Source organism: Achromobacter pestifer (assembly GCF_013267355.1).
GTDB lineage: Bacteria > Pseudomonadota > Gammaproteobacteria > Burkholderiales > Burkholderiaceae_B > Achromobacter > Achromobacter pestifer_A.
On sequence record NZ_CP053985.1, the window covers coordinates 2,193,785 to 2,217,464 of the forward strand.

The 23,680-nt window shown below is 59.2% G+C and carries 26 protein-coding genes, 1 tRNA gene and 2 pseudogenes; 5 read left to right on the plus strand and 24 right to left on the minus strand.

Features of this window, described 5'->3' with window-relative positions; all coding sequences use genetic code 11:
- Window positions 1–802 precede the first annotated feature (802 nt).
- Window positions 803–2,170: pseudogene (locus FOC84_RS10620) on the plus strand (IS3 family transposase).
- Between the two features lie 71 nt (window positions 2,171–2,241).
- Here FOC84_RS10620 and FOC84_RS10625 read toward each other — a convergent pair.
- From FOC84_RS10625 to FOC84_RS10670, 10 genes and pseudogenes are all read right to left on the minus strand, one after another.
- Entirely contained in the window at window positions 2,242–2,535 is a 294-nt protein-coding gene (locus FOC84_RS10625) for a HigA family addiction module antitoxin (RefSeq protein WP_173144387.1), read from the minus strand.
- A gap of 50 nt (window positions 2,536–2,585) precedes the next feature.
- Window positions 2,586–2,867, minus strand: coding sequence for a BrnA antitoxin family protein (locus FOC84_RS10630; RefSeq protein WP_173144388.1), 282 nt, complete (start codon window positions 2,865–2,867; stop codon window positions 2,586–2,588).
- Window positions 2,860–3,171 (minus strand): transcriptional regulator, encoded by a 312-nt coding sequence (locus FOC84_RS10635; RefSeq protein ID WP_173144389.1) that lies wholly within the window; start codon window positions 3,169–3,171, stop codon window positions 2,860–2,862. The genes FOC84_RS10630 and FOC84_RS10635 overlap by 8 nt, the downstream gene beginning before the upstream one ends.
- A 99-nt stretch (window positions 3,172–3,270) precedes the next feature.
- A complete protein-coding gene (locus FOC84_RS10640; RefSeq protein WP_173144390.1) occupies window positions 3,271–5,256 on the minus strand; it encodes a ParB/RepB/Spo0J family partition protein in 1,986 nt (661 codons plus the stop codon).
- Window positions 5,257–5,287: 31 nt separating this feature from the next.
- Complete coding sequence (locus FOC84_RS10645) at window positions 5,288–5,437, minus strand: hypothetical protein (RefSeq protein ID WP_173144391.1); 150 nt, start codon at window positions 5,435–5,437, stop codon at window positions 5,288–5,290.
- Between the two features lie 84 nt (window positions 5,438–5,521).
- Entirely contained in the window at window positions 5,522–5,959 is a 438-nt protein-coding gene (locus FOC84_RS10650) for a hypothetical protein (RefSeq protein ID WP_173144392.1), read from the minus strand.
- 509 nt (window positions 5,960–6,468) lie between these two features.
- Complete coding sequence (locus FOC84_RS10655; RefSeq protein WP_173144393.1) at window positions 6,469–6,663, minus strand: DUF6900 domain-containing protein; 195 nt, start codon at window positions 6,661–6,663, stop codon at window positions 6,469–6,471.
- Window positions 6,664–6,666: 3 nt separating this feature from the next.
- Window positions 6,667–6,918 (minus strand): hypothetical protein, encoded by a 252-nt coding sequence (locus FOC84_RS10660; protein WP_173144394.1) that lies wholly within the window; start codon window positions 6,916–6,918, stop codon window positions 6,667–6,669.
- Window positions 6,915–7,415 (minus strand): annotated as a pseudogene (locus FOC84_RS10665) (DNA methyltransferase); the annotation flags it as partial. The gene FOC84_RS10660 and the pseudogene FOC84_RS10665, both read right to left, overlap by 4 nt.
- Before the next feature lie 48 nt (window positions 7,416–7,463).
- A complete protein-coding gene (locus FOC84_RS10670; protein WP_173144396.1) occupies window positions 7,464–8,084 on the minus strand; it encodes a LysE family translocator in 621 nt (206 codons plus the stop codon).
- Between the two features lie 136 nt (window positions 8,085–8,220).
- Between FOC84_RS10670 and FOC84_RS10675 the strand changes: the two genes are divergently transcribed.
- Complete coding sequence (locus FOC84_RS10675; protein ID WP_173144397.1) at window positions 8,221–8,679, plus strand: Lrp/AsnC family transcriptional regulator; 459 nt, start codon at window positions 8,221–8,223, stop codon at window positions 8,677–8,679.
- A gap of 59 nt (window positions 8,680–8,738) precedes the next feature.
- Here the strand turns inward: FOC84_RS10675 and FOC84_RS33390 are convergent, their stop codons facing one another.
- The 9 genes from FOC84_RS33390 to FOC84_RS10720 form a co-directional block, all read right to left on the minus strand.
- Complete coding sequence (locus FOC84_RS33390) at window positions 8,739–10,211, minus strand: sensor domain-containing diguanylate cyclase (protein WP_254241950.1); 1,473 nt, start codon at window positions 10,209–10,211, stop codon at window positions 8,739–8,741.
- Window positions 10,212–10,851: 640 nt separating this feature from the next.
- Entirely contained in the window at window positions 10,852–11,133 is a 282-nt protein-coding gene (locus FOC84_RS10685) for a hypothetical protein (RefSeq protein WP_173144398.1), read from the minus strand.
- A gap of 1,358 nt (window positions 11,134–12,491) precedes the next feature.
- Complete coding sequence (locus tag FOC84_RS10690; protein ID WP_173144399.1) at window positions 12,492–13,406, minus strand: Fic/DOC family protein; 915 nt, start codon at window positions 13,404–13,406, stop codon at window positions 12,492–12,494.
- A gap of 36 nt (window positions 13,407–13,442) precedes the next feature.
- Complete coding sequence (locus FOC84_RS10695) at window positions 13,443–13,649, minus strand: antitoxin VbhA family protein (protein ID WP_088153977.1); 207 nt, start codon at window positions 13,647–13,649, stop codon at window positions 13,443–13,445.
- 447 nt (window positions 13,650–14,096) lie between these two features.
- On the minus strand, window positions 14,097–14,519 hold the full coding sequence (locus tag FOC84_RS10700; protein WP_173144400.1) for a hypothetical protein: 423 nt from the start codon (window positions 14,517–14,519) through the stop codon (window positions 14,097–14,099).
- A 22-nt stretch (window positions 14,520–14,541) separates the two neighbouring features.
- Window positions 14,542–14,811: a hypothetical protein gene (locus FOC84_RS10705; RefSeq protein ID WP_173144401.1), complete on the minus strand. Its 270-nt coding sequence runs from the start codon at window positions 14,809–14,811 to the stop codon at window positions 14,542–14,544.
- Window positions 14,812–14,830: 19 nt separating this feature from the next.
- A complete protein-coding gene (locus FOC84_RS10710) occupies window positions 14,831–15,169 on the minus strand; it encodes an H-NS histone family protein (RefSeq protein WP_173144402.1) in 339 nt (112 codons plus the stop codon).
- A 54-nt stretch (window positions 15,170–15,223) separates the two neighbouring features.
- Window positions 15,224–15,520 carry a hypothetical protein gene (locus tag FOC84_RS10715; RefSeq protein WP_173144403.1) on the minus strand — a complete coding sequence of 99 codons (297 nt, stop codon included), beginning with the start codon at window positions 15,518–15,520 and terminating at the stop codon, window positions 15,224–15,226.
- 98 nt (window positions 15,521–15,618) lie between these two features.
- Complete coding sequence (locus FOC84_RS10720; RefSeq protein WP_173144404.1) at window positions 15,619–16,743, minus strand: DUF7673 family protein; 1,125 nt, start codon at window positions 16,741–16,743, stop codon at window positions 15,619–15,621.
- On the opposite strand from FOC84_RS10720, the gene FOC84_RS10725 reads away from it, so the two are divergent.
- Both FOC84_RS10725 and FOC84_RS10730 read left to right on the plus strand, forming a co-directional pair.
- A complete protein-coding gene (locus FOC84_RS10725; protein WP_173144405.1) occupies window positions 16,733–17,713 on the plus strand; it encodes a DUF1173 family protein in 981 nt (326 codons plus the stop codon). The genes FOC84_RS10720 and FOC84_RS10725 overlap by 11 nt on opposite strands.
- A 225-nt stretch (window positions 17,714–17,938) precedes the next feature.
- Window positions 17,939–19,108, plus strand: a complete 1,170-nt coding sequence (locus FOC84_RS10730; RefSeq protein ID WP_173144406.1) for a site-specific integrase — start codon at window positions 17,939–17,941, stop codon at window positions 19,106–19,108.
- A gap of 80 nt (window positions 19,109–19,188) precedes the next feature.
- On the opposite strand, the gene FOC84_RS10735 is transcribed toward FOC84_RS10730, so the two are convergent.
- A tRNA-Arg gene (locus tag FOC84_RS10735) sits at window positions 19,189–19,263 on the minus strand.
- Between the two features lie 232 nt (window positions 19,264–19,495).
- Between FOC84_RS10735 and FOC84_RS10740 the strand changes: the two genes are divergently transcribed.
- Window positions 19,496–20,398, plus strand: coding sequence for a c-type cytochrome (locus FOC84_RS10740; protein WP_173144407.1), 903 nt, complete (start codon window positions 19,496–19,498; stop codon window positions 20,396–20,398).
- A 73-nt stretch (window positions 20,399–20,471) separates the two neighbouring features.
- Here FOC84_RS10740 and FOC84_RS10745 read toward each other — a convergent pair whose 3' ends face one another.
- From FOC84_RS10745 to FOC84_RS10760, 4 genes are read right to left on the minus strand one after another with little or no spacing between them, the layout of a single operon-like run.
- On the minus strand, window positions 20,472–21,437 hold the full coding sequence (locus FOC84_RS10745) for a Bug family tripartite tricarboxylate transporter substrate binding protein (protein WP_173144408.1): 966 nt from the start codon (window positions 21,435–21,437) through the stop codon (window positions 20,472–20,474).
- 44 nt (window positions 21,438–21,481) lie between these two features.
- A complete protein-coding gene (locus FOC84_RS10750; RefSeq protein WP_173144409.1) occupies window positions 21,482–21,994 on the minus strand; it encodes a carboxymuconolactone decarboxylase family protein in 513 nt (170 codons plus the stop codon).
- Between the two features lie 23 nt (window positions 21,995–22,017).
- Window positions 22,018–22,839, minus strand: coding sequence for an SDR family NAD(P)-dependent oxidoreductase (locus tag FOC84_RS10755; RefSeq protein WP_173144410.1), 822 nt, complete (start codon window positions 22,837–22,839; stop codon window positions 22,018–22,020).
- Between the two features lie 16 nt (window positions 22,840–22,855).
- Complete coding sequence (locus FOC84_RS10760; RefSeq protein ID WP_059377338.1) at window positions 22,856–23,650, minus strand: SDR family NAD(P)-dependent oxidoreductase; 795 nt, start codon at window positions 23,648–23,650, stop codon at window positions 22,856–22,858.
- Window positions 23,651–23,680 lie beyond the last annotated feature (30 nt).

A 23,680-nucleotide genomic window follows, 5' to 3' on the forward strand; every position in this document is an offset into this window, starting at 1 on the left:
GCATGCGCGCGAATCCGTCATTTTAATGGCAGTAATGCACTATTTCGTGACCGTTCGCAGCACGATGCCCAAGGATGGCTCGCCGTGCAAAGCATACGGAATCCCAATGGCTGCTTTGGGTCGATAGCGGTCGGCGCGGATGAGGCTCCGCTCTGGCTTCAGGCCAGCTTCAGTGAACCACGTCATAAGCTGAATGGACCTCGTCCTTCGGCGCCTTCAGAACGAAGCGCTGCGCAGTCCGGGCTGCTCCCGGCGGGCAGCCACAACCCTCTTTACGTGGACATCCTGTAGATAATTCGTAGTCACAAAGTCACAACACGTAGACAGTCGGCAGACAGCAGGCGACACTGTGTAGACAAACAGTAGACTGAATGTAGACGTCACCGGAGTTTTGGCGCATTTCTGATCTGGAAAGTCTCTTTCGTCGCCGTTTGTGTACAAGTGAAAGTTGAAAGAATGCCATATGCGCCGCGGACTTGGGTGTCGTCGGAGGCTTTCGGTGTCATACAAAGGAAAAGCACTCTCCTCAAGAGGAATCACAATAAATCAAAGAGATAGCGGCACCCGCGGGGTGCGTTCTGTGTGGTGGCTTTAAGGGATCCGCCGCCGCCCTGGCGGCGGGGACCTTAAGGGCACCTGTGAGCGTCCGGGGGACGCTCACGAAGTCCGCAGGACGGCCCCGCCGGCGCAGCCGGTGGGAATGGCCGCCCCGCATGAAACCACCGCCACAACCAATGCAAAAGGCCGCCTATGAACTGACCCCCGAAAGTTGGACGTTGATCCAACCTTCGGGGGTTTTTACATGGCGAAGTACGACGAGGGCTTCAAGCTCGAGGTAGTGAGGCAGTATCTGTCAGGGTCCGGGGGCTGCAAGTTGATTGCAGCTCGCCATGGACTTGATTATGCGGCGGTGAGGCGGTGGGTGAACGGTTACCAAGCCCACGGCATGTCCGGGCTGCGCCGCAAGAGTTCAAGCTATGACGCGGAGTTCAAGCTCAAGGTGCTCAAGCGGATGTGGCGCGAGCAATGGTCCCTGGCCCAGACGGCGGTAGCGTTTGACATTCGCTGCGCAGGCCATATTGGCAAATGGGCACGCCAGTATCATGCTGGAGGTATCGACGCACTGCGGCCCCTTCCCAAGGGTCGCCCCAAGACCATGAGCACCAAGCCAGCCAAGCCCGACGTCCCCTTTACCGAACTGGACGACAAGCAGATCATTGCCCGGCAGAACCAGGAGTTGATCGAATTGCGCGCCGAGGTCGCGTACTTAAAAAAACTCGATGCCTTGATCCAGGAAAAGAAGCGTGCGGCTGCGCAGAAAAAGCGCAAGCCGTGACTGGGTTGAGGCAGCAACATCCGTTGGCAGCCTTACTCAAGGCGGCCAGTCTGGCGCGCAGCACGTATTACTACCAGGTCAAGGTGGCTGAAGCTGCCGACAAGCATGCCGAGATCAAAGACAGGATCCGTGCTGTCTACGCACGCCACAAGGGCCGCTACGGCTACCGGCGCATCACAGCCGTGTTGCGCCCAGACGGGGCAGTGCGTGAACCACAAGACGGTGCAAAAACTGATGCAGACGCTCGGGCTGAGATCCTTGGTACGCCCGAAGAAATATCGTTCGTACCGAGGCGAGGTGGGCCGCGTGGCGCCGAACCTGCTGGCACGCCAGTTCGAGGCCAACAGGCCCAACCAGAAGTGGGTCACCGACGTGACCGAGTTCAATGTGCACGGTGAGAAGCTGTACTTGTCGCCGGTCATGGACCTGTACAACGGCGAGATCCTGGCCTACGAGACCAGCCGCCGGCCGCTGTTCCAGCTTGTGGGCAACATGCTGAAGAAAGCGTTGGCTCGACTCAGGCCAGGGGACCGTCCTGTTGTGCACTCCGACCAGGGTTGGCAATACCAGCAACCCTATTACCGTCGGATGCTGCAAGCACGGTCGATTACGCAGAGCATGTCACGCAAGGGAAACTGCCTGGACAATGCCGCCATGGAAAGCTTCTTCGGCACGCTCAAGGCCGAGTTCTTCCACCTGAACCGCTTCGAGAGTGTCGACCAGTTGCAGGCCGGCATACGCCAGTACATCCGTTACTACAATCACGATCGCATCAAGCTCAAGCTGAAAGGCCTGAGCCCGGTGCAATACCGAACTCAGGCCTTCGGGCCTTAGCTTCTGACCATCCAACTTCTGGGGGTCAGTTCACTAGGGCGGCCTTTTGCATTGGCGGGTGTTGTGGGCGGTTAGGGCGCGTCAGCCAGATCGGCCAGCGGCCGAACAGGAGGTTGCTCACGCTGCAATGCCTGCCATAAGTCGTAATTGGCCTGCATCGCCACCCATGCCTGGGCGGTGCTAGCCCCGGCCTGTTCCAGCCGGACCGCGAGGTCAGGGCTGATACCGGCCTTACCATTGAGGACGCGGGCCAGCGCCGCCCGAGACATGGCCAGCCGTGCGGCGGCTTCAGTCACGGATAGACCCAGGACCGCGATAACGTCCTCTCGGAGAATTTCGCCCGGATGCGGTAGGTAGCGTGCCATCTCGATTCCTCGTCGCCATACTTCCCGCGCTCGCGTCACATGCGCAACAGTCAGGTTAGCTGGTGGGTTTTCAACCAGTCCTTCAACGCGTTGTTCATGCGAGTTTGCCAGCCTTGCCCGGTAGCCTTGAATGCCGACAAGACTTCCTCGTCAAGACGGATAGTAGTAGCCGACTTGCGAACTGCGGCAGTGCTTCCAACAGGACGGCCACGCCGCCGCACAATCTCGTCCGGCGAATGCACGCGAGCATATTTACCGTCAACAGCCTGCTTGGCGCTGCGCAGCAACGCAGCCTCAAACTCGGCCATCTCAGTATCAACTTTCTTAGGCATCAAAGCACTCCTTGAGTTTGGCGAGAAACGAGGCGGGGAGGTTATCGAACTTGGCCTTCGCGTACACGATGAGCAGCACAACCTCACCGCTCGCCAATCTGAGGTAATAGATCACTCGGGCACCACCGCGCTTGCCCATCCCGGCGCGAGACCATCGCACCTTTCTGCATCCCCCCGAACCGGGGATCACATCCCCCGCTTCCGGATTGGCTGCAATCCAATCCACAAATGCCTCCCGTTCGGAGTCGCTCCACACCTTCGCGGACCAGGCGCTGAATTCATCGGTTTCGATCACGGTTAGCATAAATTAATTGTACTAACAATTTAATATTGACGCAAGGCTTCCCATCCAACGAGGCGACGACATGCCCGCCCGCGGTTTCCTCTCGGGCGGGCATCCTTCTTACGCCTCCATCTCGCCCATGGGATGCTCCACCGCCATTTCGGTCAGAAGGGGTTGAGTGCGCATCAGTTCAGGAACCCAGCCCTTCCCCGCCAGCAGTTCCTCAGCAGCGGCCGCCGCCTGGGCCTTCTTCATCGCCAAAAGGGGCTGGGCTTGCTCTGCGTCGGTGGCTTGCGTCACAACCGCAGCGATCCGCTCCTTGGACACGTGCGCCAGATAGGATTGGGCCGTGGGTTGCCACCATTTGCTCATGTCCAGGCCGACAATTTCGGCCAGCCGGTCAAGGTGTCCGGTTTCCGTGCCGTGCGCATGGCTGCGATGACGATAAATCGTCGCACTGATCAACACTGCAAGCATGTCGATAACGTCGGCCTGCGCCTGCGCCAGAAGCCAGGGCAGGACTGCGCCGTCGTCCTCGGGTATGTCCTTCGTCACCAGTGCGATTTGCTCCTGCACGGTCGCCCAAGCGGCGCTGTCCTTGATTTCCGGATCCGTGTTCGTCAATTCGTGATGTGCCGACCGTGCCGAGAAATCGAAAGTATCACCGCTGGCGCTGCGGCGGGTCCAGTCAATATCACCCAGCATCTGTTCCACCAGCAGGCACAGGGCTAGATTGGGGCGGATCATGACCTCAGCCTGCAGGGCAATAACGCGCTGTGCTTGCAGGCGGTTCGTCAGCGCTTCCGAATGTACCGGGCGCGTCTTGACCGGGGGCAGATCCACGGCCTGCGCCGCCCCTGCCCCGCCCGCCTTGGTCCGCAAAATTTGCGACACCGCATCGCGCTCATCCTGGCGGATCAGGCCGCGCGTGGCCGTCAGGTCGCCTTGATGGTCCAGGTGCAGAACCACACCGGCCAATGCCTTCAAGTTCGCCGGATAGTCGAGAAGCTCGCTCTCGATGACGCGAAGCTCTCCCTCGTAACCGCGTATCAGGCCGCGCACCTTGTTCAGGTCGGCCTCGTCGTATCCCTCCACCGAGCGCAGTTCGGCCAGCTTGGCCTGGGCCGCTTCGATTTTCTTCCTCAGGCCATCAATGCGCTTGGCTTGCTCTTTGCTCGGCTCCTGCCGCACGCGCTGGATCTCGCCAAAGGGCTTCTTGTCTGCATGCTCAAAGGAAACGCGGTACTCGACCCACAGCCAGCCCTCCCCTGCTACGCCCTTCGCAAGCTTGGACCGCTGCATCTTCGTCTCTGCCATCGTGCGTACTTTCTCCGGGTCGGCCAGATACGTGTCGTCCTCGAAAAGATCGCGGCGCACCTCCCCGCCCGCCTTCTCGTAGGCGGCGACAGTGACATATCGAGCAGCAGGCGAGTCGCCCCGCATCTCGGTTTCCGAAAGCAGATTGCGGATCGCGTCATCCCGGTTCCAATACTGCTGTTTCACCGCCTTCCAGGCAGCTTCTTGCCGGGCATGATCGGAAACGGAGGCAAGCGCTTGCATTTCCGGTAGCTCGATCTTTCCATCCCGAAACAGCTGCATCAGCGTGGGCGACACATTACCCAGCGCCAGGAGCTTCTTCACGGCGGATTCCGTAGCGCCGTGCGCCGCCGCAATCGCTTCGATAGTCCAGTTCTCGCTACGCAGGCGGGCATAGCTCTCAAACGTGTCCGCCGGGTGCATGGCCTTACGGCCGATGTTCTCGATGAGGCTGGCATGGTGCGCAAACTCGGCCGGGATGATGAGGCACGGCACAACATAGTCGGCGGGAAATGTCCCTTCCTCAATCAGCAAGCCTATGGAGGTCCAGCGACGACCGCCGGCGCAAACCTCATAGGTGCCATCAGCGCAGGCGACAACCACGAGGTTATGCAGGACGCCGCCCATCGCCTTAATCGTCGCCTTCAGTTCCAGGATTTCCGGATCCTGCTCCGCATCCTGCGGGCGACGAGCCTGATAGGTTTCGCTGAGACGCAGTTGCGCATACGGAATCTCAGTGCGGATGCTGGCAGCGTGGATGGCGGCAAGTTCCTTGGAATCGAATTTCATTGCTTGTACTCCTGGGGTCGAATTATCTGGATCAGTGCAACTGCGCGGAGGCCGGAACGTCTTGCACGAACGCGAAAAGTGCAGCGAGGTCGCGCATGGTCATTGCCGGGATGCGGAAAGGCAGGCCCAGGGCATGGGCACGTCGCATGTCGTTCGCCAATCTGATAAAGTCGTGGTTCATCGCAGTTCTCCTTGCTAGGGGGGGGGTTGGGATGCAGGCCTCGCCGGTTGCCGCCGGACGGGGCCTTTTCATTTCAAGTAGGGCTCAGTAGCCCAGCCAATTCAGCAGCGTGGAACCCCGATACAGCGGGTGATCGCCGCAGTCGTCGAAAAAGTCCTGGTGGTTCAATTGATGGCTTTCGATCTCGACCAGGACCTGAAATCGGGTCAACACCGCCTCTTCGGCTTGCTCCAGGTAGGCCAGGCCGCCTTCCGGGACCGGCCCCAGGTCCAGAAGGTCGGCAAGCAGTTCGATCATGTCGGGCCGGTGTCCCGTCCACGCAACGATTTGGCCTTTGACGATGGTGGCCACAACAGGCGAGGCCGGCGGCGATTGATCAGCTGCGCTGCGCTCCGAAAAGGAAATGCCACGGTTGACGAGCGCCTGCCGTGTCTGCTCCGATTCCGCGCAATTCGACAACGTGTAGAGGCTAATGAGCCGATGCTCCGGCTTGACCGCTTTGTTGGCTTGCTTGGAACACATCTTGGATCTCCCGAAAAATGGTCTGTTGTGCTGACCTGGACTGAAGATTCCGAGCCCCTGCGTAGGTTTTCGGATCGGGTTTCGCAGTTCGGCGGCTGCGCGTTGTATGCCGCCCGTCCTGGTAGTTCGTCGCCCTTGCCGATCTGGATCACGGAGCGACGACTGGAAAGGGGCGGAGCACAGGCCGCATGCGGAGCGCAGGCCAGAGGCCGAGCACCGAACGGGCGCGCATCCGGCGCAGCGAACCCCTTGGAACGAGGAACGCAGTGATACAGTCGGCGGATTTAGGGCGACGAACTGCCAGGACAGGCATTGCGCCTGCTCGATAGCGATCCCGGGCCGGCCGCGCGGCGAGCGCCCCTAGCCCGCGCCCTCCGGCGCGGGCTCTAACTTTCGCAGTTCGGCCGGGGTGGCACTGGTCGGCGCCGCAGGCGACGGCCCTCTATTCGCGTTGGCCGCCAGCGGCCGCACCGACGTGTGCCGGGCCGCTGGCTTACGCGCCTTCGGCGCTATTCGGATCGGTGGTGATCCATCATCCCGGCCAGATATGCCGCCTCTAGGGCATCCCGAATGCACCAGACCGCCTGCTCCTTGAAATCCAGACTGCCGTGCTTTCGGGTTTCCAGTGTCTCCAAGAACAAATGCTGGCGCGCAATCCGCAATAGTTCTTGCTGCGCAGCTTCGGACAGCATCGGTTTTGCCATGATCTATTCCGCGCTCTGTTCGGCCAGCACCTGGCGGGCTAACTCGTTGAGGTCTATTTCGTGGTTCGCAATGGCCATCACCTCGTGTAGAGGCAAGGACTCAAGGATTTTCTCCATACGGCGCTGGGCATCGTTCGAGGCAAGGAACGCCCAGCCCGGATAGGCCGCGATATCCTCCAAGCCCTCCGGGTTGTTGCGGCCGTAGCCCCTGAGATATGCGAGCAAGCCCGCGTTGTCGTTGGTCAGTTGGTTCATGCTGCAATCCTCTCTTGGTTGGCCAGGTGCAAACGCTCCATGGCGGCTGCGTGATACTTCGGATCCATCTCAATGCCGTAGAAGCGGCGGCCGACTTGGCGCGCAGCAACACACGTCGAGCCGGAGCCGGCGAAGGGGTCCAGGACAATCCCCCGCGGCTGCGTGAATGCTTCAATGAGGGGCGCCAAGCATTCGACGGGCTTTTGCGTCGGGTGGTGGCGGTTGCCCGAATACTTCCAGGGCATCACGTCGGGAAGCGGCTTTTCCGGCACGGGCGGCTGTCCCTTGGCCAGCAAGTAGGCGGCCTCATGGCGATACCCGAGAAACCGGGCCTTGGATTGGTACTGCTTGGCAAACACGATATGACCCACGGCGCGCAGGCCTGCCGCCCGCCAGGCGGCAAAGAAACGATCAACCCGATTCCAGCCGTAGAACGAAATGCACAAGGTGTCGTCGCGCATGACGCGGTGAATCTGCTTGAACGCCGGCGCAAGCCATCATTCGTCGCAAAGGCCCTGGCCTGCTGATGCTCAAACTTCGCGGCCTCAACGGCTGTTTGCCAACAGCTTCAAGCTCAAACCGACCAGCGCCAGGCCAGCAGTCCAAGTGGCGAGCCTTCTTGCGGAGGGAAAGGACTTCAGGCGGACAGAGATGTCATTCCCCACAAAGACCAATAGGGCTTGGTAGACAAGGCTGAGGAACGAGACGTGCAGCATCATGATCGCCAGGGTCGAAATATGCGCCCCGGGGTTCATGAACAACGGGAAGAAGGCCACGAAGAACAGCACAACCTTGGGATTCGTGAGGCTGACACCCAGTGCGCGTCGAAAGTACTTCCACCGCGATGACGGTCCTTTTGACGTCGTCCCCCCGTTCTGGAATTTCTTCCCGAAGAGCTTGATTCCCATCCAACAAAGATAAGCAGCACCAAACCACTGCAGTCCCCGGAACAGGAGTGGATTAGCCTGCAATACGGCCGCAAGTCCCGCGGCCGCCGCAATCATGAAAATGAAGTCACCCACGAGAGTCCCAGCAACGGACGCTAAGCCCGTTTTCCGGCCGTAGCGAGCGGTAGCGTCCAAGATCGCGATTGTGCCTGCGCCGGGAACAGCCTGAAAGATGAGGATGGCCACGATAAAACTGCTGTAGTTCTGAATACCGAACATGATGAATCCCTTGAGCTAAATGGTAAGCTCTATTGTTTTCTTATTACTAGGGACTGGACAGTGGGTTTTTACGGAACTATGCTTCAGGGGCGAATGATTTTCTTGCCATTGTCGCATTCTTCCGAAATACATCACTATGGAACTGGATGAGATCTCATGGCGCTTGCTTGGCGAGCTTCAACAAGATGGGCGCGCCTCGTTGAAGGTGCTGGCCGAGGCTGCAGGTCTGTCTGTAGCAGCCACTGCGGAGCGTCTAAGAAAGCTTCAAGACGCCGGGATAGTGCGTGGTATCACTGCAGAAATTGATTCTGCGAAGGCCGGCTATCCAGTAAAGGCGATCGTGGGTGTCACTGTCGTGCAGCCGGGAAAGAAGGCATTGCTGCAAAAAATCCGAGCCTCACCTGAAGTACTTGAGTGTCATCACGTCGCAGGAGCTGATTCCTATCTCATGACGGTTGTGGCCACGAGCCTCACAGACCTTGAAAGGTTTATCGGGACCATCAATCCCTTCGGTGAAACGCGCACGTCCATCGTATTCTCGACACCAATCAATCGGCGTGGCTTGGTACACGCGGGCTCCATCAAGCGTTCTTGAAATAGCCCCATGGGCTCGAGCATTCTGAAGTTTCGAACTCACTTACGAAAGAACCAACGTCACAGGTCCCGTAGCCGAAAAAGTACCGCTCGGCCCCGCCCTGCGCGTTTTGCGTGGTAAAGAGCCAAGTCTGTACGCGTCAGGACATCATTCGCACTCATATCCCCAGGCTTGTACTCGGCAATTCCAGCACTCGCAGATAGCACCAATGAGTCGCCGTTAACCCTCAGCGGGCAGCGCTCGAGGTTCGCTCGCAGGCTGTTGAAAACTATATAGGCGGCATCCGAATTTGCGCCCGGCAACAACACTAAGAATTCCTCGCCTCCTAGCCGTCCAATCAAATCCGCTTCGCCCAGACAGCCTTGTAACTGTACACAGAAATGCCGCAGCGCGTCGTCACCCGTCAGATGGCCAAAGTGATCGTTGACCTTCTTGAAATGATCTAGATCTAACATCATTGCGGTAAAGGTCGCGCGGCTATCACGTGCAGCAGTTGTCACCATTTCGTCAAGGCGGTCGACAATTTCTCCACGATTCCAACATCCTGTCAGGCAGTCAGTTTTTGATCGTCTGATCACGGATGCTTCCGCCCTCTTGCTCTCCGTGATGTCCAAGCCAATGTTGACAATCGAGCCGTCCGGCAGCCGCACATTCGACCATGTGACGCAGAGGACCTCTCCATAGCGTGTGAGGGGATGCCAATCGCGGAATGAACGATTCGGCATCGAGCTAACACTCGATTCCACTTGCGCCCTAACCTCAGTATCAGGATAGAACAGGGCCAGCGGCACAGCTTGCTCATTGATCTCCTCAATTGACCATCCGAATAGCCGTTCGCATTCCTCGTTCCACATCGAACACCTACCATCTCTGTCAAAGGAATTGATTAGCACCGGGGCAGTCCGAAAAAGCGCATCGTATTGAGCGACTACGTTGCGCATCTGTGCCGCCGCTCGCCCTAAGACTTGGACGTCAAGCACAGCGTGCTGCACATGGGAACACAGAACTTTCAAGGCGCAAGAATAGGAGGCGACCGAATCCAGCTCGCGCTTGAATCCGAACGCGATATGTCCGCGCAGCGTTCCCGCTGTATCGCGAATCACTCGGGCAATTACTGACCGGATACCTGCGCTGCCGCCCCAAACCGTTTCCAAATCATCTTGCTGTGGTGCCGCCGACCATTCTGAGAGGTCATTCTCCACAAGGAAACTTTGCAGTGACATCACGACCTGCAGTGGCACCGACAGATAGTCGTTGCAGCTTCTGCTCAGTGTCGACTCGTGCTTGTCCTGCCCTTCCAAATGAGTCCAGGCACAATCTACGCCCATCCCCGCAACAGTTTGCTCGACCAACTCCTCAAAAAAAATGGAGGTTGGAGAAGAGCTCAGAATTGCGCTGAGGACATACAGTATTCGACCATCACCTGGGGTCAACTTGTTCGTAATATCAGTCTCGCTCGAAGGAAGAGTTCTGGATATAACGCCGTCGATGTGGGACGAAGCCAAGTTCGTCGCTTGAATTTCGACGCCCATTGCTGTTGCTTGTGTCTGCTATTGAATCAGGTGTTCGGCAAGAGAATAAAGGTGACAAACGTCCAGAACCAATCGGGAAAACGCTGATACTCCGATGGCCGCTTGCGTTCTCAACGCCAATGCCCCAAACCAGTGACCGCGGCGGAGTTTTCAGGTCTTTCAATTCCGAGCGCTTCATGAATACCAACTGCTGCCTGCCCCATTCGAAGCAGGTCTTCTTACAGTTACTCAACGACAGATACATCTGAGCTTCATGCCCGGTTGCTTGAACTTAATGGCATTGATGCAAGCTCTGACCATCTTCAGGCGAGGCTATTAGCATCGTTATGCTGAAGGAGTTACTTCAAGTTGAAAATTCGTTGATGGCCGGTGGAGACGCAGGGAAAGACCAGGCAGCCGATGGTACGCCTTGTGGTCAAGCGCGTGGTCAACTGCAGACTGTCCACCGCTTGTCCATCAAAGTTGTTCGTGAGCCGAACGCAGCGAGATGGGCGATCGGGCGCGATTATCCAATTATCCACGGGTCCGGGGTTGAGGTGTACCGTTGAAGAGTTGTGCCACCGATGAAACGTGAAGGCAATCGCATACGCTCGAGATTTTCAGTGGTAGCGCCTGCAGAGGCGAGAAAGGCGTGACACTCCTACATCTTGAAGCTACAGGACTCCAGCTGCTGCACCAGTACGTGGGGCGCACACATGGCGATAGTTCGTCGGGTTTGATCGGCCCGGACCAAGGGAGCGTTGACAGCGACCATACTCTCGTGGTCTTGCTCAAAACGTTGAACGATTATCGCGTCGGTTTCTGGTGCAACGATCACAATCGCGCCACTCGGGAATGTAATGCGAAGCACATCGCGTGCTTCTAATGAGACCGCGTGGAAGACATTCGGGCTCACAGGCGCTTTGGTACTTTCGATCTTCATGGACGAAGCCTCCTCCTCACGAAGGTCAATTGAATGTCTACTGAGATCTTCAGGATAGGTAGGAATTGCTTGACCGGAACTCAAATGGTTGAGAATCGAAAACAAAGAATCCTTCAATTTGAGTTCGGTTCGGCAGAATAGCACCGATGTTCTGCATTAGTATTGCAAATTGAGAGCTGATGTGAGCTGGCAGGCAAGCGCGGTCGAGCACAGCCTGCCCCCCCCCGGTTGCCCGGGAAGGTCTTGCCCAGCAGGGCTTTGCCACGGACCGAGCGCATTTGGAGTGACGGTAGCGGGGCGATCAAACAGCGAGCCCTATTGGGAAACCAAGTTCCAGAAGGTTTCGCAGGCATTGACAGGCTCTGAAGCCAAATCGTTGCATTGAGCCTAGAGTGTTGGCGGAATGATGCGATCCCACAAGAGGAAGGGCACCGATGGCGCAGCATGCCTGCTTAATGTTCGTCCCATCGCGGAAATCGGTAGCAACATCCGGCTCACCCCATACAACTATGCTACCAAACCTTCAGCTTGGGCTATCTCCAGTATGCGGAAGACTCGACCACCGTTCCAGAGCTTGCAACCTCGCAGCGTCGGCCTGCCGAAGCGTTCGATAGAACATCGCACCGCTCGCGAGCAACGCGCCCAAGTCCTTTTCGTCGAGCTTGGGTGTTAGGCGCGCCAAATGTTCTGCATAAATTACAAGAACCTTGTCCCATGCATTCAAAGTCGGCGCAGGGGCAGGAGTTGAAATCATGAGCGCCAATAGTTCTTCGCTATCCATATGAGACCTTTATCACAGCGATTGAGCAGTGCATTGCAAGACCGGGTAGTTAATTCAGTGGAGAATGAACATTGACCAGGGTCAAAATACCTGTGCCCGCAAACCGCTTTCATGCCGTTGAACGTATTCAGCAAGTCGCGTGCCACGCCATGATTTCGTATTTATATGTTACATATTTGATCAACGATTCGGACCAACTCAGGAGCAACTTCGATCTGCGGAAAGTTGTCGAAGCGTGGCTGAGCTGCCCGCTTCGGCCCAAACCGCGTTTAGCCGCTAAACACCTCCTCGTCTGGACACGAAACACCAACAGCATTGCTGTTTTGAAGTCCGTATTTCAAATTGGGACCTGATGGGGGCCGGTGGGTATGTGGGTGAAGCACAGGAGCCGGTGGGCACACCCTGTGGGCAAGCGCGTGGTCAGGCGCAGCCTGTCCACCGTTTGTCCAGCAGGGTTGTCCACGGGCCGAGCGCAGCGAGATGGGCGGTCGCGCAGCGATCATCCACATATCCACGGGTCCGGGGTTGTGCTTTTGCCGTTTGTCTGTCGACCGCTGACGCGATGCGTCGTGCGCCGTCAACGCTCCAGGTCTCTATCGCGCTTGCGCTCGTGGTCATGCTGCAGGGGCTTGTCGATCTGGGGTGTGCCCTCCCCTTCAACCAGGCCAACACCGCCATGCGGGTAGCGGATATTCACGATCTGGCCAGGAACAAGCATTTCGGCGTTCAGAAGAGCTTGCCGCGTATGAAGCACCATTTCGTCGCCCAGCGACTGCACAACATAGCGTTCCGTTGACCCCACGACCGCACCCTCGTAAGCATGACCAGGTTCCGCTGGAGATATCTCTACTTTCCCACCTGAAACAGCCATAGCCAGGTCCAATGCACGTTCTTTATCGATGTCGACGAGACTGGCACGAATGAGTCCGGCGAGACGTTTAGAGCTTCCCTCATAGGCCTCTATAGACGCGTGGATCATCTCCGTCCGTTCAATACCCGACCAGTCCACGGCGTAACCCGCACCGCGGGCCAGCTGGCCGACGAACTCGCGGGTAGCTCGCCCATTCCCCTCACGAAATGGATGTAGGACGTTCAGCTCCCCGAGATAATGTCCAGCGCGCTCGCTGAAGGTGTCGATATTGAGTCCACGCAGAAGCTGCTCGCGTTGCAAGGGCCGGGTGATCTCCGGCGCATAACTCTCGATCTGCTGAAAGTTGGCGAAGCGTGTCTGGCCCTTCGAAATGTCAACGGTGCGGATCTCCCCGGCCCAGTCATACACGTCTCCGAACAGCCGCTTGTGGATCGCCTGCAGATGCGCCAGGTCGAAGTTACCTGCGACAGGCTTCTCCACCAGCTCGTATGCGCGCACGAGACCAAAGGTGGCTTCCACGCGATCAAGTTCGGCCTGGTCAGTGATGCCGAGGCGGTTTCTGAGAAGCCCTGAATGTTCGTCAAGATAGGGGTCGCTGGTGCGGACTGGATACTTCGCCATTTTCGAACTCTTAGCGCAGCTGAAAAAAAGGCCGGCCTACTTGGCCGGCACTTGTTGGAATTCGCCTGCGTCGATTCTTCTTCGAAGATTCCGCAGCACTTCTTCGACAGTCAGCTCGCCCTTCGCGACCCGACCCAGCTCCGCGATTGTGATCGCGTCCGGTTCCAGGCCCTCGAGGCGCTGGTTTGCCACGGCGATGTGGATCGCACGCTCACGCTCGCGCTGTTCCTTGCAGTCGATCATGATAAAGCCCTACGTTGCCTGATTGATCATTGTAGTGCAGGTAAACACTCCAATCTATCGATCTTTCGATTGGTCGCACCCATGCCCACGGTTCATTCTGGGTATTTCTTACTACCCGCCTACTTAGGACAACATCAGATTCCGTGGCAACCATTTCGTTAACCGCACCACTTGTTGACAAAGGGCATGCTGGCGCAATGATCCCAGTGCATCTGCATCACAGCGACGCCTACGAGCCCAACCATAAGAAAAAATGCCGCGACGAAGCCACCAGCCAGACTGCCCCTCAAAACGCAGACGAAACACACCACCGCACTGATCAAGGCAACGATGACAAAGAAGCTATACATACCCAGTTTTCCGATCTCATGTTGAATATCCGCGCCGTAGGTCTTGCCAAATGCATATCCGGCTGTTTTGATGACTACGGCCCCTGTCTGTCACGTATTACCGCGCAGCGACAAGATCGCTGTATTTGGCCGGTAGCGTCGGAAGCTTGCCTTCAAGATCACCGTAGGCATCTGCGGCTTCCCAGGAATAGCGCAGGTCTTCGATCGCACGCTGCACTGCGGCCGACCATTCAGAGCCGCGATTCAGTTGATCTTGCGGGAGGCTGGCCAGCTTCTCTTCGAGCGCGGCCACCGCTTCATTCAGCGTGCGGCCCGTTACCACTGGGAGCCACGAGACACTGAACACATACTCGGTAGCGGCGATCATGTCGAGGTCGCCCGCGCTGGAGAGATCGCGAACCGTGTCGACCATGTTCTCCCACAGGCCGAGCGCTGCCCAGACTCCCTTTCCGTACCGGTCGGACCAGGCCTGAAAGGCGAAGTCGTGATTCGTAATCAGTCGGTCAATTCGTTCGAACATCTTCTTCATTCCTTGTTGGAGTTCAGTCCTGGTCGCTGTTCAACCCAGACTGCCGGTTTCGAACGCCAGGTCGGCTCTCTTCGCTGTCCCCTTCGGGTAAAAGCAGGGGGGCAATAGCACCGACGATCATGAACGCCGCCCCGATTAGGAACGTGCCTTCTACCCCCCCCTCGACATCCCCTTTTACGGCCGAAGAGAAGATCCAAAGAATCTGGGTGCCGACGACTACCAGGAAGGCAATGCTTAGGAAGCACAAGCCATCGCAGTCATTGCCGGTCTTGCTGTCTTTCATGGGCTTCGGTTCCTGGGTATTAAATGCGGTAATCAGCGCGATCGGCGCCATCACTTTCTGCAGCCACAAGCCAGCGCGGTGCCCTTCCCCGTCCGGTCCAAGTTTCTCCTGTTGTCGGGTGGCGATACTTGGGCGCGACCGGGCCGCGGGGTTTGCGTTGGGAGGGCTTTATGGGAGTCTTCTTCTTTCGCTGCTCGCCAGTGAATGCCGGCAGAATGTCCTGTGGAGACAGTCCATACTCACGCATCGTCTGGACAATGTTCTTGATCTCGTCCGCGCGCCTGCGCAGCGTCAGCTGGCGATGCTGCTCTTCCAGCTTCTTGATCTGTGCGTTGATTTTCGCGATCGCGTTGGTCATCAGTGCTTCCTTCGATGTTGTGTTGGGTGATTCTTGAAGTGGGCTGAACCAGGATCAACATTCCCGCCGTGGTCCAGCTCGCTGGGCCCATGCCGATTCGGCTCTCGGACCAATCGTGACGGAGATGCGGCTGTTGGCCTGCTTCATGATCTCGTCTGCCTCCGCTTCCGTGCGGGCCGCGGCGACCTCGATCGGATCGGCCTCATTAATGATTCCGACGACGACGTCGAACTTCCGCCCTTGCCGACGATAGAAGTCCATGACCAGGGCTTCTTGTGCCGTCAGCGTGGCGAAGATCCGTCCGTGCAATGCCTGCAATTCGGACAAGGTGGGGATTGATTGATCCTGCATATCGCAATCCTTAGTAGAGCGTTGTAAATGCTGCTTCGCGGGCTAAAGGCGACAAGAGTGTTTAGCAGCTAAACAGTTGCCCAGATGCAGATTCATGATCAGTTGGCTATTAGTGCTGGGCGCCACAAGGTCACTAGCGCCTTGAATTGGTCGTGTACCTGAGCGCCGAAGGTGTCCGGATATGCTCGCGAGCGACGGATCAGTCCGATGACAGTGACCATATCGTCCGCGATCTCGGCGTCGACGCTCCAGAAGTCGCTCAAGTCAAACCCTCCGCAACTGGTCGCGTTCCACCAGGAGAGGAGGAAGTCAGCCACCCGCTTGCTCTGCTGTGTATCCCGGCGCGCGATTTCTATCAGGCGCTGGAGGGCCTGCATCCCCGACTTCTTTAACGCAGGGTTTGAGCGATCGCAAGCATCTTGATCTCGCCGTGCCCGCATACGGTCGAACTCCTCGCGCACATGCGCAGGCACCTCATCCGCCGAGGGCGATTCGCCGGGATTTTCGCTAGACACGGCCTGCTTTGAGCCTTTCGCGGTGATCTCGCCTTCCGCCGGCTGCTCATCTTGTTCGCCGTGGCCAGCCGTGGTTGGCGACGTCACCTTTGGCTTGCCGTCTGCGGCTTGCCGTAGTGCCTTCACGCTTGCGCGAGTGGGCTTCCGCACCGGCGAGCTGAGCAGCTCTTCCACTGCGTCCGGATTCTCACGGTGGGCAACTACCAGTTCCTTAGCCAACGTCACGTCTGTGACTTGCCCATTGGCCACCGCCTCGGCGACCGGCTCTGGCAAATCGAGCATTGCCACGTGCATGCTCACCCAGGCTTTGGATTTGCCCAGTTTCCTTGCGATGTCGGCTTGCGTCATACCTTCAGCGATTTTGCCTCCGATGAAGTCCGCTGCTTCGCGGCCGCTGAGCCCTTCGCGCTGGAGGTTTTCGATCATTTGATCGAAGTCATCGAAATCGGGATCTTCAAATCCAGGGATCTGGCTAAGCCCCGCCTCTATCGATCCCAGGTAGCGGCGATGACCGTGATTGATTATGAAATCGCCAATGATGGAGGGGTGCGGGCGCAACGAGATGGGCAGCATCACCCCCCTTTTGCCCTGGCTTTGCCTGTCCCGGATGGTCGCGGCCATCTCCCCGATACTTTCCGCGCGGAGCCCATTGTTGTAAGCACGACGACGATTGTCCGGGTCGGGATGGATCCGAGCGATGTCGTACATCTGGTATCGGCGCGGCGTGGTGCAAGAGCTGGATGACGGCAACACCAAGATCAAGCTCAAGGTCGGTCTTCAACAACGCCCGACAGCAGCCCCGGAAGAAGAGAACGCCGCTGCTGGTGCTGACAAGAAGATGGCGTCGGCTCGCGCCCGATCTGGCCAGGCAAGCATGACATTGCTCGGCCTGCTCCACTACTTGTGGACGGAGGCCGGCTTCAATGCCTGGGCGCCATCCATGAATGGCAAACGCAGCGTCGGCCTCGTGCATTACCACCTACTGCGTGTTGCCTCGTCCACTTTTGCGGGTCGCGTTCGCTTGTCCAGCAATCTGGTGATTGCTGCGACGGCGGCTGATAGGCAGCAGGCAGCTTTGAACCGGGCGAAGTCCACGGAAGCGATGAACCGGCGCCGCCGCCTGGTTGCCGTTGCGCCCTTGGCACAGTACCAGCCTGGCATGGAAGCGGCCGGACGTCTGCCGATCATGGGCTTTCATGGCATCCCACACCTCACGCTTTCGGCAGAGGACTGGGAAGTCTTGCAGCGCAGCTTCATGGCAGAAATAAATGGATGGATGTCGGGTGACACGGTCATTGCCATCGCACAGACAGACGTTCCCACCCCCGCCGCAGGCTCGATGAAGGCGCGGGTTGTAGATCTTGCCCTTATGACCGTAACTCCTCAATGGATCCCCGTCGATTCGGGCTATGAGGCTGCGGTGGTGGCAGCCCTGGTCGCCGCCGAGCGTCGTTTCGAAAAGCCGCTCCGATTCGATGCTGGGACCGAGCAAGTCTTTCCCGACTTCTGGTTGCGGGATCGCAGTGAGATCGTGCCAATGGAGGTTTGGGGCCTTACGGATCCAGACTATGTGGCGCGCAAGGAGCAGAAGATCGCTCACTACGACGAGAAGTACGGTCCCGGCAAGTGGTGGCAGTGGGACGCCGCCGCCGGGGCGCCGATACCGCCTTTTCCCTGAACGGACTTCCAGCCACCGTCAGTCAACTCAATTCTATGAGGCAAAACGAATGCCATTACGCTATCGACCCGTCGCATGGGTCGTCGTGGAGAAGGCTTCCGAATGTACAGGCAGATCTGTCCATTCGTTCCGGCATCTGATCCGAGACGGCTACCTGATCGAGGGCAAACACTGGAAATGGTCCGACGACAACCGCCAACACATCAATCTTGAAGCGTACGACGAATGGGTATCAGAGAGCACCTCCAAGGGATCGAAGCGAGGACGACGTCGATCCGAATCTACTTCCGCTGGAACAATCAGCGCTACCGTGAACGTGTAAACCTGAGCCCTACCGCCGCCAACATGCGGGCGGCAGCGCGCATGAGAAACGAGATCCTGCAAGCAATTGACCTGGGCGTGTTCACGTGGGACGACTTTGCGCGTCACTTCCCCGACTCCCCTAGCATCCCGGTCAAAGAAGTGTCCGCTCGAGGAGTCACCCTCAACGAGATGGCCGACATGTGGCTGAAGCTCAACAGTCACAAAGCTGCAACGACCCTGAGCGAGTACGAGAACCTGCTGAACTCCCGCTGGCGCCCGTTGTATGGGCATCGCCCGATAGCGGAGATCACCTTCGAAGAGCTGGCCATGGATGTAGCCGCATTTCCACGCGTGGCGGCGAAGACGTTCAACAACATGATGACACCGGCTCGTCAAGTTTGGGCGTTGGCGCTCAAGATGCGGAAAGTGACGGAGAACATCACGCTGGAGATTGAAAGCCGCAAGGGCCAAGAACCTGAACCGGATCCTCTGCTCATGTCGGAAGTGCTTCAAGTCGTCCAGCACGTCGAAGAACACTTTGGTGCGGCCTGGCGGAATTACTTCGAAGTAGCGTTCTTCACCGGTGTCAGACCGTCAGAACTAATCGCCCTGCTATGGACGAGCGTAGATCTTTCAAGAGAACAAATCCGCATCGACCGAGCGCTCGTGAGGCGTCACCACAAGGCGACTAAGACATACAAGTCGCGGGACGTGGATCTGCAGCAACCGGCGCTCGAAGCACTCAAACGCCAAAGGCAACTGACGTTTCGCCCCGGGGGGCATGTGTTCCTGAATCCTCAAACTGGGGAGCCATTCGTGGACACGGCAGATCCCGTTCGAAAGGTGTGGCGTCCGACACTATCCGCCTTGGGCATCCGTGATCGGGATGCGCGCCAGACTCGGCATACATATGCCACGCTTGGTCTACACGCTGGAATGAACCCTGGCTATCTCTCGCGCCAGATGGGTCACAAGAATGCGCAGATGTTCTTCCGCGTCTATTCCAAGTGGATCGATGGGGAATCCAATCAGCGGGAAAAGGCGAAGATGGCGGCCCTATATGCCGAGCATTTGCCTGCTCGGGAGCCGTAATTGGAAGCCCAAAGAACTCGCGTTAATTCGCATGCTTTGGCCCCAAAATGGCCCCAAAAAAACATAAGTCCTTGATTTAATGGCGCGCCCGACAGGAATCGAACCTGTATCAAGAGCTTCGGAAACTCTCATTCTATCCATTGAACTACGGGCGCAGCGCAAGGAGGCGGTATTGTACCCAGTTTTCGCGGAACTGCATGAACGGGATCAAATCTTCCGTCAAACTCAGCGAAAACCCCGTCGGTTGCATTGGACTCGTGTCTATGACACCGTTATATAATCCAGCGTTTGCTTGCAAGGCGGGCTGTTCATGCCGCCGACTTGTGCAGTACTGATTTTCTGTTGCCGCCGCCAGGCGCCCCCGGTACCCGTTAGCAGGATTTGGTCATGAGCAACGAGCAGGAACACATAGAAGAGCACTCCTCCCCCATCAAGACCCCGAAGCAACTGATCGTCACGATCGTCCTATCTTTCGTGATCCCGATCGCCATCATCATCCTATTGGTGAACATGGTGGTCTCGGGCAACAAGACAGGAGCGGGTTCGGACACGCTGTCCCAAGAAGCTGTCGCCAAGCGCATTGCCCCGGTCGCGGGCTTTCAGCTGGTCGATGCGAATGCCCCCAAGGTCTTCAAGACCGGCGAACAAGTCTTCGCCGCCGTCTGTACGGCCTGTCATACCGCCGGCGTGGCTGGCGCACCCAAGGTGGGCGATAACGCCGCCTGGGCGCCCTTCATCACCGCGGGCTACGACGCCATGATGAACGTGGCCCTGCACGGCAAGGGCGGCATGCCCGCCAAGGGCGGCAACCCCACGCTGTCCGACTACGAAGTCGCGCGCGCCGTGGTGTACATGGCCAACAAGTCGGGCGCTTCCTTGCCCGAGCCCGCCGCTCCGGCTGCGGAAGGCGACAAGAAGGAAGCAGCTGCCGCGCCCGCCGCAGCACCCGCTGCCACCCCGGTTGTTGCTGCTGCTCCCGCGGCCGCCGCCGCACCGGCGCCTGCTCCGGCAGCGCCAGCCGCCGCGCCGCAAGCCGCGGCAGCAGTCAATCCGGCCGGCGAAAAGCTGTACAAGAGCGTCTGCTTTGCCTGCCATGCCACCGGTGTGGCCAACGCCCCCAAGTTCGGCGACAAGGCGGCCTGGGATCCGTTCATCAAAACCGGCATGGACGCCATGGTGAAGGTCGCCATGCAAGGCAAGCCGCCGATGCCCCCGAAGGGCGGCGCGGCCAACGCCTCGGAAGACGATATCCGCGCAGCGGTGCAGTACATGGTGGATGCGGCCAAGTAAGACTCGCCGTCCACGATGAAAAAAGCCCCTTGAGCCAATCAAGGGGCTTTTTCTTTGCGCGCTGGCGCGCCGATTATTCTCGGATCAGCCCGATCGCCTTGGAAAACAACGCCCGCTGCTCCTGCAGATAGGCGCCGTACTCCTGCGGGCTCAGCACGCTGATTTCGGCGCCTATGCCGCCCAGGGTCTTGTTCACCTCATTCCCCTGCTCCGCCACGACCTTGCGGGCGGCCTGGTACAAGGCATCGACCACCTGGGGCGGCGTGCCCTTGGGCGCCATCAACCCGTAGATGGTGGGGCTGCCGACGTCGTAGCCCAGTTCGCGCAAAGTCGGCACGTCCGGATAGGCCGCCAGCCGCTTGCTGCTGAAGACGGCCAGCGGCCGCAAGCCGCCGGACTGGATATGCGCCTGCGCCGGCCCCACCGCGGACACGGCGATATCCGTGTGGCCGCCCAGCAAGGCGGTGACCGCCGGCGTGCTGCCCTGGAAGGGGATGTGGCGCAATTTGACCTTGGCCTCGGAAGCGAACGTCTCGCCCAGCAGATGGCTGATGCCCATGGCGCCCGACGTGCCGTAGGAGATGGCATCGGGACGCGCCTTGGCATCGGCCACCACGTCGGCCAGAGTCTTGTACCTGGACTTCCCGGGCGCGACGATCATCATGCCGCCCAGGGATATCGCTGCGACCGGAGCGAAGGACTCCGTTGTGTACTTGATCTCCTTGTTGGCCAGCGGAACCACGACCAGCGCCCCCGGCGAACTGCCCACGATGGTGTAGCCATCGGGCGCCGCCGACGCCGTGTACGCGGCGCCTATGCCTCCCCCCGCGCCGGGTTTGTAGTTCATCACGATGGGCTGGCCCAGGTATTGCCCCATCTTCTCGGTGATGGGCCTCAGCATCTGGTCGGTATCGCCCGGCGCGAACGGAATGATCAGCTGTACCGGCTTTGCCGGATAGCCGGCATGTGCCGGCGCGCTCAGGGCCAGGCCCAGCGCAAGGGAGGCGAACGCGCCACTAAATCGTTTGAAGCTATGCATGCATGTCTCCTGTATTTTTATTTACCGGCTGTACGACGAGCCGTTCATTCGTGGTCGATCTGTATGGCCTCCAGAAAGCGCGACACCATGTTGTACGCAGCCACCGTGGCCGTGATCTCGACGATCGCACGGGCATCGAAAGCCTCGCGGACGGCCGCGAACGTAGCGTCCCGGACCCGGATTTCGCGCGTCATCTCATCGCAATACGCCATGGCCGCGCGCTCGCCCGCGTCCAACGATGTGAAATTGCCGGTCTTCAAGCCCTGCACCTGGTCCTCGTTGCAGCCCGCTTTCAAGGCGATCGGCAGATGCTGTTCGAACTCGTAATCGGCCTGGTTCAGCACCGCGACGCGCAGGATAAGCATCTCCCGCAGTTTGGGCGCAAGCCCGCTGTGCTGGCGTATCGCCGTGAGATAGGCCAGCCAGCCTTGCGCCACCGGCGGGCTGTTGAGCAGCATCCGATAGAGATTCGGCAGGCTGGACCGCTCCCGTTCGATGCGTTCGACCAGCGGCCGGATCTCCGGCCTGGCGATATCCGCATATTCAACTCGCGCCATCGTGATGCTCCTCAGCTTGGTTTTCAGTCGCAGCGGGCGCTCATGCCCCCGTCCACGATCAGTTCGGTTCCGGTGATGAAACGCGCCTCGTCCGAGGCGAGAAAGAGCACGGCATTGGCCGTGTCCCGGCCATCGCCGGAAAGCGGCAACGGAATGCGGCGGCGCCGCCGCTCCAGCAAGGCGTCGATGTCGCCCGCGCTCTGCTGGCCGGCGAGGAAGGCATCGACCAGCGGGGTATGGAGCTGGCCCGGCAGGACGGTGTTGATGCGCACCCCCTTGGCGGCGTATTCCACGGCGGCCACACGGCCGAACTGCATCACTCCCGCCTTGGCCGCCGCATAGCCGACCTGCGGCGCGCCGGTCCAGCGTATGGCCGAGGTCGAGGACACGTTGACCACGGCGCCAGCGCCCTGCGTTTCCATGATGGGCAGGACGTGCTGGCAGGTCGTGAACACCGAGGTCAGGTTCAAATCGAGCTGCCTGCGCCAATCCGCTTGTGTCAGCGCCGCCGGACCGCCGGGAATGGGACCTCCCACGTTATTGACCAAGATGTCGATCCGTCCGTGACGCCGCGCCACGGCTTGGACCAGCGCAGCGACCTGGGCCGCGTCGCCCACATCGCAGATATGGGTTTCGATGCGGGACTGGTAGCGTCCAGCCAACTCCAGAGTCTCGGGCAAGGACTCCGGCCGTATGTCCACCGCGAACACCACGGCCCCCTCCTGGGCGAAGCGCACAGCGATCGCTCGTCCGTTGCCCCAGCCGGGTCCCACGCAACCTGCGCCGAAGATCAAGGCCACCTTGCCCGCCAGGCGTCCAGCGCCCGCTTGCTCATGCACGCTCATCGCGACTGTCCTCCGCTCAACGCGTTGCCATGGTGATGCCGCCATCCACCACGATCTGCTGGCCCGTGATGTAGCGACTCTCATCGCTGGCCAGGAAAGCCACGGCGTGGGCCACGTCCCAGGCGTCGCCCATGCGGCCCGCGGGCACCTGGGCATGGCGGTGCGCCACGAACCCCTCGTAGTCGCCCTTGGCGTACTTCTGCGCCAGGCGTTCCACCAGGGGCGTGAACATCAGTCCTGGCACCACTGAATTCAGCCGCACGCCGTCTTGCGCATAGATGACCGCCGTGGTGGCCGTCATCTGCATTAGGGCGGCCTTGGCGGCGGCGTAGCCGACCTGGGGTTTGCCCGCATAACGCAGCCCGGCGATGGACGAAATGTTGATAATCGATCCTCCACCAGCGCTCTTCATGAGGGGGATGACGTGCTTGCAGCACAGGAAGGCAGAGGTCAGATTCACTTGGATCTGATCGTGCCAAAGATCCTCCGGCATGGAGACTGGATCGCCCGGTTCCGAGCGGCCCACGTTGTTGACCAGCACGTCGATGCGGCCGTATGTGTCCATGCAGGCCCGCACCAGTTCCGCCACCTGGCCGCCATCCGTGACATCGCACTGCCGGACCGTGATCTTGCCGCCCTCGGCGGCCACGGCCTGGGCGGACTGGCGCGCTGCGTCGATGTTCAGGTCGCAACCGAAAATCGCGGCGCCCTGCCTGGCAAGCACCGCCGCGGCGGCCTTGCCGTTGCCCCACCCTTCGCCCAGCGTGCCGCAACCGGTCACCAGGGCTACCTTGCCATCAAGACGAAACATCCCAGCTCCAGAAAAAGATCGTGATGCAAA

Coding starts and splice junctions, on each gene's coding strand:
- FOC84_RS10720 (WP_173144404.1), bottom strand. CDS start 16,743: ATGTACGACATCGCTCGGATCCATCCCGACCCGGACAATCGTCGTCGT.
- FOC84_RS10740 (WP_173144407.1), top strand. CDS start 19,496: ATGAGCAACGAGCAGGAACACATAGAAGAGCACTCCTCCCCCATCAAG.
- FOC84_RS10750 (WP_173144409.1), bottom strand. CDS start 21,994: ATGGCGCGAGTTGAATATGCGGATATCGCCAGGCCGGAGATCCGGCCG.
- FOC84_RS33390 (WP_254241950.1), bottom strand. CDS start 10,211: ATGGGCGTCGAAATTCAAGCGACGAACTTGGCTTCGTCCCACATCGAC.
- FOC84_RS10660 (WP_173144394.1), bottom strand. CDS start 6,918: ATGAACCAACTGACCAACGACAACGCGGGCTTGCTCGCATATCTCAGG.
- FOC84_RS10755 (WP_173144410.1), bottom strand. CDS start 22,839: ATGAGCGTGCATGAGCAAGCGGGCGCTGGACGCCTGGCGGGCAAGGTG.
- FOC84_RS10730 (WP_173144406.1), top strand. CDS start 17,939: ATGGGTATCAGAGAGCACCTCCAAGGGATCGAAGCGAGGACGACGTCG.
- FOC84_RS10690 (WP_173144399.1), bottom strand. CDS start 13,406: ATGGCGAAGTATCCAGTCCGCACCAGCGACCCCTATCTTGACGAACAT.
- FOC84_RS10640 (WP_173144390.1), bottom strand. CDS start 5,256: ATGAAATTCGATTCCAAGGAACTTGCCGCCATCCACGCTGCCAGCATC.
- FOC84_RS10700 (WP_173144400.1), bottom strand. CDS start 14,519: ATGTTCGAACGAATTGACCGACTGATTACGAATCACGACTTCGCCTTT.
- FOC84_RS10685 (WP_173144398.1), bottom strand. CDS start 11,133: ATGAAGATCGAAAGTACCAAAGCGCCTGTGAGCCCGAATGTCTTCCAC.
- FOC84_RS10705 (WP_173144401.1), bottom strand. CDS start 14,811: ATGAAAGACAGCAAGACCGGCAATGACTGCGATGGCTTGTGCTTCCTA.
- FOC84_RS10675 (WP_173144397.1), top strand. CDS start 8,221: ATGGAACTGGATGAGATCTCATGGCGCTTGCTTGGCGAGCTTCAACAA.
- FOC84_RS10725 (WP_173144405.1), top strand. CDS start 16,733: ATGTCGTACATCTGGTATCGGCGCGGCGTGGTGCAAGAGCTGGATGAC.
- FOC84_RS10715 (WP_173144403.1), bottom strand. CDS start 15,520: ATGCAGGATCAATCAATCCCCACCTTGTCCGAATTGCAGGCATTGCAC.
- FOC84_RS10655 (WP_173144393.1), bottom strand. CDS start 6,663: ATGGCAAAACCGATGCTGTCCGAAGCTGCGCAGCAAGAACTATTGCGG.
- FOC84_RS10625 (WP_173144387.1), bottom strand. CDS start 2,535: ATGGCACGCTACCTACCGCATCCGGGCGAAATTCTCCGAGAGGACGTT.
- FOC84_RS10670 (WP_173144396.1), bottom strand. CDS start 8,084: ATGTTCGGTATTCAGAACTACAGCAGTTTTATCGTGGCCATCCTCATC.
- FOC84_RS10745 (WP_173144408.1), bottom strand. CDS start 21,437: ATGCATAGCTTCAAACGATTTAGTGGCGCGTTCGCCTCCCTTGCGCTG.
- FOC84_RS10635 (WP_173144389.1), bottom strand. CDS start 3,171: ATGCTAACCGTGATCGAAACCGATGAATTCAGCGCCTGGTCCGCGAAG.
- FOC84_RS10650 (WP_173144392.1), bottom strand. CDS start 5,959: ATGTGTTCCAAGCAAGCCAACAAAGCGGTCAAGCCGGAGCATCGGCTC.
- FOC84_RS10695 (WP_088153977.1), bottom strand. CDS start 13,649: ATGATCGACTGCAAGGAACAGCGCGAGCGTGAGCGTGCGATCCACATC.
- FOC84_RS10630 (WP_173144388.1), bottom strand. CDS start 2,867: ATGCCTAAGAAAGTTGATACTGAGATGGCCGAGTTTGAGGCTGCGTTG.
- FOC84_RS10645 (WP_173144391.1), bottom strand. CDS start 5,437: ATGAACCACGACTTTATCAGATTGGCGAACGACATGCGACGTGCCCAT.
- FOC84_RS10710 (WP_173144402.1), bottom strand. CDS start 15,169: ATGACCAACGCGATCGCGAAAATCAACGCACAGATCAAGAAGCTGGAA.
- FOC84_RS10760 (WP_059377338.1), bottom strand. CDS start 23,650: ATGTTTCGTCTTGATGGCAAGGTAGCCCTGGTGACCGGTTGCGGCACG.